We start from the raw sequence: 13598 nt of genomic DNA on the forward strand, positions 1-13598 counted from the left end.
AGGCGAGCATAGCGGCTGCCTAATACCGTCCATTCAAGCGTACATCACAACTTAAAAAAACGGTCAAGCAAGCGTCATCGCACTGTCATTTAACCACGGCAAACTCCTGGTCTATACCAAAACGCTAGGAGCCTACCATGTCGACACTTCACCGGTTGTTTCAACCCACTCAAATAGCCACAGCTTTGCTTGCAACGGCGGCCGTTGCCTTCACCTCTATGGCGAGCGCCACTGAGCTAACGGTGTACACCGCCGTTGAATCAGATGACCTGCAAAAATATGCCGAACGCTTCAATGCTGCCCACCCCGATATCACCATTAACTGGGTGCGCGACTCGACGGGCGTGATTACTGCGCGCCTGCTGGCGGAAAAAGACAACCCCCGGGCAGACGTTATCTGGGGCTTAGCAGCCACTAGTCTGCTGGTGCTTGAAGAAGAGGGCATGCTGGAACGCTACGCCCCCACTGGCGTAGAGAATCTCGATCCAAAATTCGTTGATGCTGCTTACCGTAACGGTGAAGACCCCGCGTGGGTGGGCATGGATGCCTGGGTAGCCGCCATTTGCTACAACACCATTGAAGGCGAGCGACAGGGTGTACCCATGCCGACCTCCTGGGAAGACCTGACCCAGCCTGAGTTTGAGGGGCATGTAATCATGCCTAACCCTAATTCCTCCGGTACCGGCTATCTGGATGTAGCCAGTTGGATGCAGCTGTGGGGCGAAGAGCAGGGCTGGGACTATATGGATCGTCTGCATAACAACATTTCCCGTTACACCCACTCTGGCTCTGCTCCTTGCAGCCTAGCGGCCACCGGTGAAGCAGCAGTCGGTGTGTCGTTTGCCTTCCGGGGTGCACGGTTAAAATCTCAAGGCGCACCAATTGAAGTGATCTTCCCAGAAGAGGGGCTTGGCTGGGATATGGAAGCTGCCGCCATCGTTGCAGGTACCGCCAAACAGGAAGCTGCACAAACGCTGATGGATTGGGCCGTTTCCCGCGAGGCTAACGAACTCTATAACGAAGGCTACGCCGTGGTGGCCTATCCCGGTGTGGCACAGCCGATTGAAAACTATCCCGCTGACATTGCCGATCGCATGATTGATGCTGACTTCCAGTGGGCCGCCATCAATCGCGAGCGCGTACTGGCTGAGTGGCAGCGCCGCTACGACGGTAAGACAGAACAGTAAGCAGAGATCAGTTCCCCGGTCTAGGCCGGGGCTTGGAGATGTTATGCAATCTATTATGACCTCGCTGCTGGCCGCCGATTCGCCCACAGCGGTTCCCCCAACGATGCCCTATCTGCGTATCGAATCGGTCACTAAACGCTTTGGAAGCTTTACTGCGCTGGACAACATTGCGCTACAGGTTCAGGAGGGCGAGTTTGTCTGCTTTTTAGGGCCTTCTGGCTGCGGAAAAACGACCTTACTGCGCACTATTGCAGGCCTGGCTCAGCAAACAGCGGGCACGTTGATTCAGCGTGGTAAGGATATTTCCACGCTGCCCCCGCAGGCGCGGGATTTTGGCATTGTGTTCCAATCTTATGCACTGTTTCCCAATCTAACGGTGTTCGATAACGTTGCCTACGGGCTACGCAACCGCCGCAGTGATCGGGCGACAATTGATGCCCGCGTGGCGGAGTTACTTGCACTGGTTGATCTTAGCGGTAGCGAGCATAAATATCCTGCTGCGCTTTCTGGCGGGCAGCAGCAGCGGGTTGCGCTAGCGCGAGCGCTGGCGACCGAACCGGGCCTGTTACTGCTGGATGAACCCCTCTCAGCGCTTGATGCGAGAGTGCGCGGCCATTTGCGCTATCAGATCAAAGCGCTACAGGCGCGTCTTGGCGTCACCACCATTATGGTCACCCACGATCAAGAAGAAGCACTCACCATGGCGGACCGTATCGTGGTAATGAACCACGGGGTGATCGAACAAGTGGGCACGCCTGCCGAGATTTACCATCAGCCCGCCAGCGCTTTTGTGGCGTCATTTATTGGCACCATGAACTTTCTAGAGGTGACCGCCCAGGCGAATAATCATGCGTTGCTAGGCACTATTTCCTGCCCTTGCCTGCCGCACGCTTACACGCAAGGCCAAGCAGCTCAACTGGCCATTCGCCCTGAAGCGGTCGCGCTTAGTGCCAGCACCACCGGGCTGAGCGGTGAGGTGATGGGTATTGAGTTTTTAGGGGCGTTTCAGCGGGTGTCGCTGCAATTTAACGGTACAGAGCAACGGTTGCTGGCTGATGTTCCCAGTCGTGATAGCGCCGCACTGGGGTTACGGCTAGGGCAAAACCTGGGTATCCATTTGCCTGCCGATGCTGCCCGTTTATATCCGGCAGGGAGCAACCCGTCATGAGGGCAAGTACGTTTTCAGGCTCTGCCTCAAAGCCTTCGCTGGAGGCGTTGATACGCCTGCTCGTGCTGTTAGCGGGCGTGGCGCTTTTAGTGATTGGCCTGTTGTTTCCGCTATTGGCGATGTTGTTGAAAAGCCTGCAAGACCGCAGCGGCGACTTTATTGGGCTAGCCAACTTTGTGCAGTACTTTCAAACGCCAGCACTGGTGAACTCAATTGCCAATTCGCTGCGCGTGGCGTTCACCACCACGGTGGTCGTCGCTGGGCTGGCCTTTTTATGCGCCTACGGCATTACCCGTACCTGCATGCCGGGCAAGCGGCTCTTTCGCATGTTGGCAATTTTGCCCATTTTGGCACCTTCACTGCTGCCCGCCATTAGCTTGGTTTATTTGTTTGGCAACCAGGGGTTTTTGCGCGACGTGCTGGCAGGCCATTCGATTTATGGGCCGATCGGCATTGTGATGGGCATGAGTTTTTGGATTTTTCCCCATGCGCTAATGCTGCTAACCACGGCGCTGACTAACAGCGATGCACGCCTCTATGAAGCAGCCGAAGCGTTGGGCACACCGAAGTGGCGTACGTTTTTGACGATTACGCTGCCAGGGGTACGTTACGGGCTGATTTCATGTCTGTTCGTTGTCTTTACGCTGGCCATTACCGACTTTGGTGTGCCGAAAATTATTGGCGGCCAATTCAGTGTGCTCGCCACCGATGTATATCGCCAAGTGGTGGGGCAGCAGAACTTCCAAATGGGCGCGGTGGTTAGCGTTATTTTGCTAATGCCTGCGGTGCTATCGTTTGCCGTTGACCGCTGGATACAAAAGCGTCAGGTGGCTCAGCTTTCGGCGCGGGCAGTGCCATGGCAACCCACGCCTAGCCCGCTGCGAGACTGGACGTTTGCGCTGCTGTGTTATTCGGTCGCGGGCATTATTCTGCTGGTCATTGGTACCGCGGTGTATGCCTCACTCATCCAGTTTTGGCCCTACAACCTGTCGTTCACGCTGCAGCATTACTCCTTTCAAGGCTTAGCCGGCGGTGGCTGGGGGGCGTGGTTTAACTCCCTCAAACTGGCCTTTAGCGTCGCGTTAGTGGGGACACTGGTGATTTTCTTTAATGCGTGGCTGATTGAAAAGAGCGAAGGCTATCGCCCGCTGCGCCAGGGCCTGCATTTTATGGCCATGCTACCCATGGCGGTGCCAGGCATGGTGCTAGGTCTGGCGTATATCTTCTTTTTCAACCAGGCAGGGAATCCTCTTAACTGGCTTTACGGCACCATGGCGATTCTGGTGCTCAACACGCTTGTGCACTTTTATACGGTGTGTCACCTCACCTCTGTCACCGCGCTGAAACAGCTCGATCCAGAGTTTGAAGCCGTGGGGGCCTCGTTAAAAGTACCGTTCTGGACCACGTTTAGCCGTGTGACATTGCCGGTATCGCTGCCTGCCGTACTGGATATTTCGGTCTACCTATTTGTCAATGCGATGACGACAGTGTCTGCGGTAGTGTTCCTCTATAACAGTGACACGCGGCTGGCTTCAGTGGCGGTGCTACACCTGGACGAGGCGGGCTATTTTGCCAGCGCCGCGGCCATGGCAGTGCTGATTTTCCTGACCTCGCTGGTGGTTAAACTGCTCCACGCTGCGCTTACCCACGTTCTCTTAAACAACGCTCAGCGTTGGCGTCAGGCGGGCTAAATAGCCCGCTACGCCAGCGGCTAACATGTGCTTCTAATCTGGTATAGACCAAAAAATGAGTGATTTAAAAGTGCCTTACCTCTTAACCCCAGGGCCACTAACCACCTCCCACGCGACCAAAGCAGCCATGTTGCGTGACTGGGGCTCCTGGGATGATGAGTTTAACCGTGTGACTGCCGATGTGCGTGCGCAACTGCTGGCTATGGCCGAGGCGACAAGCGACACCTATGCCTGCGTGCCGATGCAAGGCAGCGGCACGTTCGCCGTTGAAAGTGCGCTGGCCTGCGCAACCGACCCCAATGGCAAGGTGCTGGTGTTAATGAACGGCGCTTACGGCAAGCGGGCTGCTCAACTGCTCGATATGATGGGCCGCCGTTATGTGACGCTGGATAAAGGTGACTACTTACCGCCGCAACTCGACGAAGTGGCGGCGCTTCTACAGCAAGATGCTGACATTACCGCAGTGTTTCTAGTTCACTGCGAAACCAGCTCCGGCATTTTGAACCCGCTTGACGCTATCGCTGAAGTGGTACGCACTCACGGGAAAACGCTGATCGTGGACGCCATGAGTTCGTTTGGGGGCATACCGATCAGTCTGGCAAAAACGCCTATTGATGTGCTGATTTCATCAGCCAATAAGTGCATCGAAGGCGTACCGGGCTTTGGTTTTGTGATCATTCGCCAGACGCTACTGGCTGCTGGTAAGGGGCGTGCCCATTCGCTGAGCTTGGATTTACACGCCCAGTGGGACTACATGGAGCGCACTGGCCAGTGGCGCTTTACCCCGCCCACGCATACGGTGGTGGCCTTTCAAGCGGCGCTTGCCCAACACCGGGAAGAGGGCGGCGTGCCGGGGCGCTGCGCACGTTATACCCACACGCGTGATGCGCTGGTAAGAGGCATGCGGGCGTTAGGCTTCCGCACGCTTTTAGACGATGAATGGCTATCACCCATCATCACCACTTTTTTGAGCCCTACCGACCCTGCGTTTGAATTTAAGACCTTCTACGCAGCGCTGAAGGCGCGTGGCTTTTTGATCTACCCCGGCAAATTAACCGACGTCGAAAGTTTTCGTATTGGCTGCATTGGCCAATTGGATGCGGCGGTGATTGAGCAGTTACTCAGCGTTATTCAAGACGCCCTAACGGGTATGGGTGTTTCTCTCTTCACTGAATCAAGGAGTGCCTGATGCACTATCAATCTCCTCAATGTCTGCAGGCGGTGATTTGTGACTGGGCGGGTACGCTGGTCGATTTTGGCTCCTTCGCCCCGACCCAGATATTTGTCGAAGCCTTTGCCGAACTGGGTGTGGCGATCAGCCTAGAAGAAGCACGCGGCCCGATGGGCATGGGCAAATGGGAGCATATTCGCACGCTGTGTGATCAGCCTGAGATAGCTGAGCGCTTTCACCAAGTAGTGAGCCACCTGCCGACTGATGCCGATGTGACGGCGCTTTATGAGCGCTTTATGCCGCTGCAGATTGCCAAAATTGCCGATCACTCGGCTGTGATACCGGGAGCGCTGGATACGCTTACTTGGTTGCGAGCGCAGGGGCTAAAGATCGGTTCGTGCTCTGGCTATCCGGCCGTGGTGATGGAAAAAGTAGTGGCGCTAGCCGCTGATAACGGCTTAACGGTAGATCATGTGGTGGCCACTGACGAGGTGCCCAATGGCCGCCCGTATCCCGCCCAGGCGCTGGCTAATGTGATTGCCTTAGGCATCAGCGATGTCGCTGCCTGTATCAAGGTGGACGATACCGCCCCCGGCCTACTTGAAGGGCGTCGTGCCGGCATGTGGACGGTCGCGCTCACCTGTTCAGGCAATGCGCTAGGGCTAAGTTATAACCAGTATCATGCGCTGAGCGATAGCGAACGCCGTGCAGCCCATGAGCGAGTGACCGACCAGTTTGCCCCCTCAAAACCGCACTACAGTATTGCCACCATCGCCGAACTTCCAAGCGTTGTAGATGCCATTAATGCCCGCTTACAGCGAGGAGAGCGGCCTTGAGTCCAGCCGCTCTGGCGTTAGTGCTATTTTCGGTGTGTATGCATGCAGGGTGGAACGTATTGGGTAAGCGGAATGCACCGTCGCTGGCTTTTTTTGCCTTGGCATATGGGTCGGGCGGTGCATTGTTGCTGCCGCTGATGTGGCTTGGGCCATCGTTGGCGGCGCTGCCCGAGGCATTTTGGGGCTGGCTAGCGCTCTCAGGGCTGTGCCAAATGCTCTATATGGGGGGCTTAGCCTGGGCTTATGCGCGTGGGGAGGTCAGCGTTCTTTATCCCATCGCACGGGCGCTGCCTGTGGTGCTGGTGCCGCTCGTATCCATTGCGCTGCTCGGTAACCGCGCGCTGAATGTGGGGGATGGAATCGGCATGGCCTTGGTGGTGGCAGGGGCGCTCTGCTTGCCGCTAAGCCATCCAGAAGGGCGCAGGCTATCGACCTATTTAACACCCGCTATGGGGTTTGCACTGTTGGCGGCCGCAGGCACCGTGGGTTATTCGCTGATCGATAAGCAGGCACTGGCGTTGATGCAGGTAGCCGGCCACAGCAGTTTAACCGCAGGCGCGGTGTTTATGGTGCTACAGGCCGTGATGACGTTGACCTGGGCGGTACCGCTGCTTGCGCTGCTACCGGCAGAGCGCCGTCGGTTGCCCGCTATCCGCCAGCAAGGGCTAGTGATGCTGGTCGTCACTGGCCTGATGATGACCTGCACGTATGGCCTGGTACTTATGGCTCTGGCGCTAACCGACGAGGTGAGTTACATCGTGGCGCTACGCCAGCTCTCCATTCCGGTGGGCGTTTTAATGGGCGTGCTTTGGCTAAAAGAACCCGCCTCTAAAGCAAAAGCGCTAGGCACGCTGATTATGCTGAGCGGGCTGTTGCTGGTGGCACTTTAAGCAGGTGCTAGCCAACCGCTTGCCAGACCAAGTTGATCCCCACCAAGAACATGGCCAAGATCACCAGGCGGTAAAATAGCGCTTCGTTGACGCGGCTTTGCAGCCATAGCCCGTTGCGCACGCCCATCCAGGCGACCGGCACCAACAGCAGCGACGCCCAAGCGCTGGTGACGTTGACTTCACCAAGCCACATATACGGGCCTAGCTTGATAACATTCACTACCGCATAAATGACCGTGCAGGTGGCAATAAAGGCCTCTTTGGTTAGCTTTCGTGGCATCAAGTAAATGTTAAGCGGCGGTGCGCCTGCATGGGCAATAAAGCTGGTAAACCCACAAACGCTGGCGGCAGGCAGCGCCCAGCGGGTGGAAATCGGCTTTTTCGCGACTGGCTTCAGCAACATATACGCCGCAAACACCACAGAGATAATGCCCAGCACCAATCGAACGCCCTCTTCGCTGAGGCTGCCAAACAGCAGTGTGCCAACGGTCACGCCAATTACTAACCCCGGCACAAACCGCCACACTTCGGCGTTTGCCTGCTTTCCCCACCATGCTTTTAGCGCAAAGACATCCATGACGAGCAAGAGGGGCAGTAACAAGCCTGCCGCTTGGGTCGGGCTAATCGCCAGCGCCATCAGGGGTACCGAAAGCGTGCCAAAACCGCCTGCAAAGCCGCCTTTTGAAACGCCGGTCAGGTAAACAGAAAAGACAATTAACACCCACGCGATAAGGGAGTAATCGGGAAGCATGGAACATCCTTGGTGAACAGTCGTTAAAAACGCCTAACGTAAAAAACCCCGCATTCGCGGGGCTGAAAAGCATCGTGCCGATAAGTTGAGCGGGATAAATGTTAGCAGGCAAATAGAGGGATGTCTCACCTGCTGCGGTTATAAGGGGGGATCACAAAATAATCACGGTCGCGAGGCCCAAGAACGACAAAAAGCCGACCACATCCGTGACGGTAGTTAAAATGACGGCGCCTGATAATGCGGGGTCTATCTGCAGCCTTTTCAATACTAAGGGAATCAGCACGCCCGATAAGTTGGCAATGCTCATATTTAAAAAGATGGCTAACGTAATGACTAGCGTAATCAGCGGATCGCTAAACCACAGGTAGGAAATACCCCCGACAACCAGCGCCCACACTAAGCCGTTAATCATCCCTACCCACAGCTCTTTGTTATAGAGCCACTGTTTGTTGTTACCAGCGAGTTGGCCGAGCGCTAAACCACGTATGACGACGGTCAGGGTTTGACTGCCCGCGATCCCGCCCATACTCGCCACCACCGGCATCAGGATGGCGAGCGCTACAATTTGATCCAGCACCTCTTCAAACTGCCCAATCACGAAGGCGGCTAGAAAAGCGGTGAGCAGATTAATGCCCAGCCAAACGCCACGGCTCTTTGCGCTTCGCAGAATAGGGGTGAAGACTTCCTCCTCATCGCTGACGCCCGACATGTGCTTTAACGTCATGTCCGCATCATCTTGGGTGATCTCTAACACGTCGGAGGCGTTTAACTGACCGACTAACAGCCCGTCGTTATCACAAACCGGCACAAAGGGCAGCTCTTTAGAGCGGAGTAGCGCAGCGGCATCGCCCACCTTCATTTGATCATTGAGTGTGAAGGGAGCATCCATATGCTCATCAACGGTGCTCTCCTGCGGCTGTTTGATGAGATCAATGAGCGATAGGGTCCCCAGTAGCCGCTTATCCTTGTCAGTAATCATAATCTGTTGCGATTCATCGTCGAGCAGGCGATGAATGCGGATATAGCGTTGCACCGCTTCTAGCGATACGCCCTGCTTTACATTGACCGTCTCAGGGTCCATGTAACGACCGACGACATCTTCTTCGTAAGCATGAAGAATTTCTACATGAGCGCGGATTTCCTGATCCAGGCTGGCGTAGACGGTCGTTTTGATGTCGTCGTCGGCGACATCGAGAACCTCGGCCACTTCCTGAGCATCCAGACCCTTAACGATTTGCTCTACATCGCTGGCGGAAAGGTCTTCGATGAAGTCGGCACGAATATCTTCATCCACTTCGGCGAGTACTTCACCGAGCACATCGTCAGGGATGTAGTCCCACAGGAGGTCACGAGTTTTGGCCGGAAAAGACTCAAGCGTGCGCGCAATCGCTAAGATATCGAGCTCAGTAAACAGCTCGCTCAGGGCGATGGTGTCTTCTTCGTCTAGAAGCTTCTGCAGATAGAGCAGCTGCTCCTCGGTATTGGTATATTTTTCCTCATCGCGCATAGAGTCCATCCTTAGGGGGAATTAATTTTGAACACAACCACTAGAAAGCGCTTGATGGCTCACGATGAATTTTATCGATAGGCAGGGTTGAAAGCCATGACGGCGTTGAAGACCAGCATGGCGTTGGACAATGTTACAGCGTTGGAGGATTGCGTTGTTAGTGGCGTGTTTCAAATGCCACGCGTACGCCGTATGCCATACGCTGTTGGGCACCCACTGGTGGGGTATCGTTGCCAATCATTTCGTCCACAGCGTCTGCCCAGGTGAGGATGCCGTGGGTAAAGCCAAGCGGGGCGAGCGCACGACTGACCCATTGGGTGCCGCTAAAGCGTTTGGTTTCACCCGTTGCATCGACCAGCAAGCTAACCGAATCATTGTGGTGCAGCCGCACGATATACCAGCCCATGTCGAGTCCCAGCAGTTCCACCTCGGGCAGTGGTGCTGAGGTTTGTGAGCGTTGTGACAGTTCTTCCAGGGTCAAACGAGGGGGGAGCGTAGACGACATGGCATCACCTCAATAGACAATAAACTTATATCTCAAAGTCTAAAGTTTGTGGTGGTGTTGTACAGCTTTTTGTAGCACTACTTACGTCACATTATGTTGCTAGCCTGCTGTAATGGTCGGCTAATCAATGATTCAGCGCTAGCCACGTATGGTTAGCGCGGTGTGATGTCGGGTGGCTTAGCGCCGTAATATCCGCATGATAGATAGCCGCTATGCGCTTAGGGTCAAGCACCTGAGCAGGCGTACCCTGTGCAACACGCTGCCCTTGATCGAGTAGCCATACTTGGTCGGCGTAGGTGCTGGCCAGATTGAGGTCGTGAAGCACGCAGACAATTGCCATAAAGTGTCGTTCTGCCCAGGTGCGTAGTTGACGCATTAAGCGCTGCTGCTGGCCGATATCAAGCGCGCTGGTGGGTTCATCCAGCAGTAAAAGCCCGCCATCTTGGGCGGTAGGGGAGCGCCGTGAAAGTAACTGACAGGCACCCCGTGCAATCATTACCCGCTGGCGTTCGCCGCCGGATAGCGAAAGCACGCTGCGCTGGGCAAAGTGCGATAAGTCTAAATCATGCAGTAGTTCCGCAATCAGTGAACTGCTGGGGTTGCTGCCTAAACTCACCAGCTCACCGGTTTGCCAATCAAAGCCGGGTAATTCTTGTTGGGCTACCAGCGCCCGGCGGTCGGCAAGCGCGCTGATTGGCCACTCGCTCAGACGTTTGCCATCCAGGTGTAGAGCGCCCTGCTCACAGGGGCGAAACCCCGACAGCATGCTGAGCAAGGTGCTCTTGCCTGCGCCGTTGGGCCCAACAATGGCGAGCAGTTCACCTGGGCGAAGGGTGCCGTCCAACGGCGCGATAGTGGGCGAGGTGGTGAAGCCCGCTTGATGTAAGGTCAGCATGCTCGATTCCGACGCATTAGAAGGTAAAGAAAATAGGGGCCGCCCAACAGGCTGGTTAACAGCCCGACGGGGATTTCGGCGGGGGCGCCAAGGGTGCGTGCCAGAGTGTCCGCAACGACGAGCAGTAGTGCACCGCCTAGCATAGACGCGGGTAGCAGCAGGCGGTGCCCAGGCCCGAGCCAAAGCCGCAGGCAGTGGGGGACCAGCAAGCCAAGAAAACCAATCACACCGGTCAGTGCGACGCACAGCCCTACACCCAGCGAGGTAGCAACGACCACGCGGCGTTTTAAGCGCGTTGCATCCAAGCCTGCTGCATGGGCGGTAGATTCGCCTAGCTGAAGTAGGTCAAGCTCACGAGCGCTGCGTATTAACAGCCATAGGGCAAACGCAATAAGGACAAGGGCTAAGGCCGTGGTGCGCCATAGAGCGTTGGTGAGCGTGCCCATCCCCCATAAGCTGAGCTGGCGAAGCTGCTCATCACTGGCCATAAATGCCAGTATCCCGCCTCCAGCACCCGCTAACGTGTTGATGGCTAAGCCCGCGAGTAGCAGCGACATCACGGCGGCACTGCCACCCCCCTGGCGCTTGGCAATGCCAAACACCACCAAGCAGACGCAAAGTGCACCGAGAAAGCCCGCCGCAAACTGGCCGTACAGGCTACCGGCAGCGCTGCCCTGAAAAAGCACGATCCAAAGCGCCACGAACAGCCCCGCACCGCTGGCGAGGCCTAGCAGTGTTGGATCAGCCAATGGGTTCCGAAATAGCCCCTGCATGGCGGCTCCGCTACCCGCCAGCATTGCGCCAACGGCCACGCCTAGCAGTAAGCGAGGTAAACGCAGTTGCCACCACACCTGCGCGCTGAGCTCATTAGCGCTGCCATTGATGAGCGCCCAGGGCGACACGCCTAGCGCCCCTGACGCAGCGCCCCAGCCAAGGGCAATGATTAACGCTAGGGTAAGGCCACCTAACACACGCACAGTTCGGCTAAGCGGAAGTAAGGGGCGATAACGAGTATAGGGCGCGCTGGTAATCATCGGCTAGCCTGCTCTTTGCCAAGCAGCGCCTCAATGCTCTGGCGCAGAGTAAATAGCTGCTCAGGCGTGCGGGGGCCAAAGCTTAGCAGCGCCTGATCATCAATCACAATAAGCCGCTGTTCGCGTCCTGCGGGCGTTAAGCGCATCCCCGGTAACTGCCATAGCGCGTGCTCGCCGCTCAACGCCGCCAACCCCCGTTGGGACATAATCACCAGCGTGGGGGCTTCTTTTGCCAGCGCCTCGGCTGCCACGCTTTGATACCCCCTCATTTCGCCAAACGCATTATTCAGGCCAACGGCCGTTAAGGCTGTGTGGGCGGCGGTGTCGTTGCCAGCAACTCGCGGTGTTAGGCCACTGTGGTGAAGAATAAACATCGCTCGGGTGTCAGGCAGTGGGGGAAGGGCTGCTAAGCGTTCAAGGGTGGCGGTGAGTGAGGCGGCCAGCACGTCACCCTGTGGCTGGCGCTGCGTATGCTGAGCCACCGTGCGGACTTTCTCGGCAATCGAGGACAGGTCAGCCGGTGCCTCAATCACATCAACGGTTACACCCACGGCCTCTAACTGTTCTAGCACCTCCTTTGGCCCGGCGTGCCCCGCTGCCAGCACCCGGTCTGGCGCCACTGAGAGCACGCTTTCAGCAGAGAGCTGGCGCAGGTAGCCTACCGAAGGCAGAGCGGCCATTTCTGGGGGATGAAGCACCGTATCGTCGCGGGCAACGACCTCGATATCCGCATCAAGGGCGGCAACGGTATCAGCGATATCGCCGCCCAAAATGACCCAGCGCTCGTTGGCTAGCGCAACCCCGGTAGTTAACCAGCCAATCAGTAATGTAGTAAGCGAGTGGCGTGCGAAGCGTGTTGCGTTCATGCCACGGCCTCTTGGCTGTCGATTTCATTCAGCAACTGTCGCCACTCTCGACGCTCATTGCTGCCTTCCTGGCGCTCAGCGTAAATTTGCAGCACCAAAGAACCCTCTGCATCAAAGGCCTCCACGCTGGTAACGCCGCCGTCGCGATTAGGTTTGCTAACCTGCCACACTTGCTCAATGGCGGTGTCATTCAGGTGCAGGGTGAACTGCTCGCCAAACAGGTTTAGCCAGCCGCGGGCGCGCTGGGGCGCAGGCACGATGCCAGTGCGAATTTGCACGCAGCCGGGGCTTGCCACAAACAGCATCAAGGGCAGCGCGCGCTGATTTGCGTTGGTTAACAACTGTTCCAATGCTCCGACAGGAAGCACACGTGTATAGCGGCCTTCCATCAGCTGGTTGGCTTCAAGGCGCTCTAGGTGATGGCGCTGCAGCAGCGTAAAGAATTGATGTACATCGCGCATCGCCGCCCACTCGCTAGCGAGCGTGGGCGCTTCCGGGAGGGCGCGCTTTAAGCGGGGAGCGCACTGGGTAAACGCGGGAGTGTCCATGGTGCCTAGGGCGGCTAGCGCTCCCCAGTGGCGAGGTAGCGGATTTTCCAGCGCAAAGCTTTTATGAATGGCGCAGCCATGTTGGTTGAAAACTTGCAGGCTCCAGCGCCACTGTGTTTGTTCATTCTCCGTTGGCATGGGGTCACTGATAGGGTTATGGATAGGGTTATGGATAGGGTTATGGATAGGGTCGCGGATCAGGCAAGCCCAGTGCCAATGGGAAAACAGCAGCCGTAAATCTAGGCCGCTTGGGTCAAGCAGCAAGCCGGTGTGCGACCCACCATTTAGTTCTGGGTAATCACCGGTTTGCTCCAGTACGGCTAATCGGGAGCGAGTGAGTGCTTTGACACGGCCTAATAGAGGAAGATGCGCTGCAAGGTCTTTCGGCGCGAGGGGCAGGGTCCACACGTCACGGCCTAAGCGCGCGGCCTGAAGTTCGCCTTCACTGATGGATAAGCGTTCGGCAATATCAATGGCGGGCAGGCGAGGCTGCGCTGCGCGCGCAGCGTCGAAGGCTTCAAGAATAGCGATCTGCTGAGAATTAATCAT

Annotated in this window: 12 protein-coding genes and 1 pseudogene; 6 read left to right on the plus strand and 7 right to left on the minus strand. The window is 56.6% G+C overall.

Annotated features, from left to right (window positions below; translation table 11 throughout):
- Nucleotides 1-137 precede the first annotated feature (137 nt).
- Genes LOS15_RS16205 through LOS15_RS16230 form a run of 6 tightly spaced genes read left to right on the plus strand, consistent with a single transcriptional unit; the run spans nucleotide 138 to nucleotide 6943 of the window.
- Entirely contained in the window at nucleotides 138-1187 is a 1050-nt protein-coding gene (locus LOS15_RS16205) for a putative 2-aminoethylphosphonate ABC transporter substrate-binding protein (RefSeq protein WP_263067077.1), read from the plus strand.
- A gap of 43 nt (nucleotides 1188-1230) precedes the next feature.
- On the plus strand, nucleotides 1231-2355 hold the full coding sequence (locus LOS15_RS16210; protein WP_263067078.1) for a putative 2-aminoethylphosphonate ABC transporter ATP-binding protein: 1125 nt from the start codon (nucleotides 1231-1233) through the stop codon (nucleotides 2353-2355).
- Complete coding sequence (locus LOS15_RS16215; protein ID WP_263067080.1) at nucleotides 2352-4046, plus strand: putative 2-aminoethylphosphonate ABC transporter permease subunit; 1695 nt, start codon at nucleotides 2352-2354, stop codon at nucleotides 4044-4046. Before LOS15_RS16210 ends, LOS15_RS16215 begins: the two co-directional genes overlap by 4 nt.
- Nucleotides 4047-4101: 55 nt before the next feature.
- Nucleotides 4102-5235 carry a 2-aminoethylphosphonate--pyruvate transaminase gene (locus LOS15_RS16220; protein WP_263067081.1) on the plus strand — a complete coding sequence of 378 codons (1134 nt, stop codon included), beginning with the start codon at nucleotides 4102-4104 and terminating at the stop codon, nucleotides 5233-5235.
- Complete coding sequence (gene phnX / locus LOS15_RS16225) at nucleotides 5235-6053, plus strand: phosphonoacetaldehyde hydrolase (protein WP_263067082.1); 819 nt, start codon at nucleotides 5235-5237, stop codon at nucleotides 6051-6053. Before LOS15_RS16220 ends, phnX begins: the two co-directional genes overlap by 1 nt.
- Nucleotides 6050-6943, plus strand: a complete 894-nt coding sequence (locus LOS15_RS16230; RefSeq protein ID WP_263067083.1) for an EamA family transporter — start codon at nucleotides 6050-6052, stop codon at nucleotides 6941-6943. Before phnX ends, LOS15_RS16230 begins: the two co-directional genes overlap by 4 nt.
- 7 nt (nucleotides 6944-6950) lie before the next feature.
- On the opposite strand, the gene LOS15_RS16235 is transcribed toward LOS15_RS16230, so the two are convergent.
- The 7 genes and pseudogenes from LOS15_RS16235 to LOS15_RS16265 all read right to left on the minus strand — a co-directional run bounded on the left by LOS15_RS16235 (nucleotide 6951) and on the right by LOS15_RS16265 (nucleotide 13598).
- Entirely contained in the window at nucleotides 6951-7694 is a 744-nt protein-coding gene (locus tag LOS15_RS16235) for a sulfite exporter TauE/SafE family protein (protein WP_263067084.1), read from the minus strand.
- Nucleotides 7695-7845: 151 nt separating this feature from the next.
- Nucleotides 7846-9201 carry a magnesium transporter gene (mgtE, locus tag LOS15_RS16240; RefSeq protein ID WP_263067085.1) on the minus strand — a complete coding sequence of 452 codons (1356 nt, stop codon included), beginning with the start codon at nucleotides 9199-9201 and terminating at the stop codon, nucleotides 7846-7848.
- A 157-nt stretch (nucleotides 9202-9358) separates the two neighbouring features.
- On the minus strand, nucleotides 9359-9706 hold the full coding sequence (locus LOS15_RS16245; RefSeq protein ID WP_263067087.1) for a DUF6482 family protein: 348 nt from the start codon (nucleotides 9704-9706) through the stop codon (nucleotides 9359-9361).
- 124 nt (nucleotides 9707-9830) lie between these two features.
- Nucleotides 9831-10541 (minus strand): annotated as a pseudogene (locus LOS15_RS16250) (ATP-binding cassette domain-containing protein); the annotation flags it as partial.
- 53 nt (nucleotides 10542-10594) lie between these two features.
- Nucleotides 10595-11635, minus strand: coding sequence for a FecCD family ABC transporter permease (locus LOS15_RS16255; RefSeq protein WP_263067090.1), 1041 nt, complete (start codon nucleotides 11633-11635; stop codon nucleotides 10595-10597).
- On the minus strand, nucleotides 11632-12501 hold the full coding sequence (locus LOS15_RS16260) for a hemin ABC transporter substrate-binding protein (RefSeq protein ID WP_263067091.1): 870 nt from the start codon (nucleotides 12499-12501) through the stop codon (nucleotides 11632-11634). Before LOS15_RS16260 ends, LOS15_RS16255 begins: the two co-directional genes overlap by 4 nt.
- The gene (locus LOS15_RS16265; protein ID WP_263067093.1) at nucleotides 12498-13598 is read right to left on the minus strand and encodes a ChuX/HutX family heme-like substrate-binding protein; all 1101 of its coding nucleotides are present in this window, start codon (nucleotides 13596-13598) and stop codon (nucleotides 12498-12500) included. Before LOS15_RS16265 ends, LOS15_RS16260 begins: the two co-directional genes overlap by 4 nt.

The sequence above is a fragment of the Halomonas sp. 7T genome (assembly GCF_025643255.1).
Lineage (GTDB): Bacteria > Pseudomonadota > Gammaproteobacteria > Pseudomonadales > Halomonadaceae > Vreelandella.

What these genes read in the sequence shown, in the direction of transcription:
- LOS15_RS16205 (WP_263067077.1), top strand. Translation starts at nt 138, where the DNA reads ATGTCGACACTTCACCGGTTGTTTCAACCCACTCAAATAGCCACAGCT.
- LOS15_RS16210 (WP_263067078.1), top strand. Translation starts at nt 1,231, where the DNA reads ATGCAATCTATTATGACCTCGCTGCTGGCCGCCGATTCGCCCACAGCG.
- LOS15_RS16215 (WP_263067080.1), top strand. Translation starts at nt 2,352, where the DNA reads ATGAGGGCAAGTACGTTTTCAGGCTCTGCCTCAAAGCCTTCGCTGGAG.
- LOS15_RS16220 (WP_263067081.1), top strand. Translation starts at nt 4,102, where the DNA reads ATGAGTGATTTAAAAGTGCCTTACCTCTTAACCCCAGGGCCACTAACC.
- phnX (WP_263067082.1), top strand. Translation starts at nt 5,235, where the DNA reads ATGCACTATCAATCTCCTCAATGTCTGCAGGCGGTGATTTGTGACTGG.
- LOS15_RS16235 (WP_263067084.1), bottom strand. Translation starts at nt 7,694, where the DNA reads ATGCTTCCCGATTACTCCCTTATCGCGTGGGTGTTAATTGTCTTTTCT.
- mgtE (WP_263067085.1), bottom strand. Translation starts at nt 9,201, where the DNA reads ATGCGCGATGAGGAAAAATATACCAATACCGAGGAGCAGCTGCTCTAT.
- LOS15_RS16245 (WP_263067087.1), bottom strand. Translation starts at nt 9,706, where the DNA reads ATGTCGTCTACGCTCCCCCCTCGTTTGACCCTGGAAGAACTGTCACAA.
- LOS15_RS16255 (WP_263067090.1), bottom strand. Translation starts at nt 11,635, where the DNA reads ATGATTACCAGCGCGCCCTATACTCGTTATCGCCCCTTACTTCCGCTT.
- LOS15_RS16260 (WP_263067091.1), bottom strand. Translation starts at nt 12,501, where the DNA reads ATGAACGCAACACGCTTCGCACGCCACTCGCTTACTACATTACTGATT.
- LOS15_RS16265 (WP_263067093.1), bottom strand. Translation starts at nt 13,598, where the DNA reads ATGATTAATTCTCAGCAGATCGCTATTCTTGAAGCCTTCGACGCTGCG.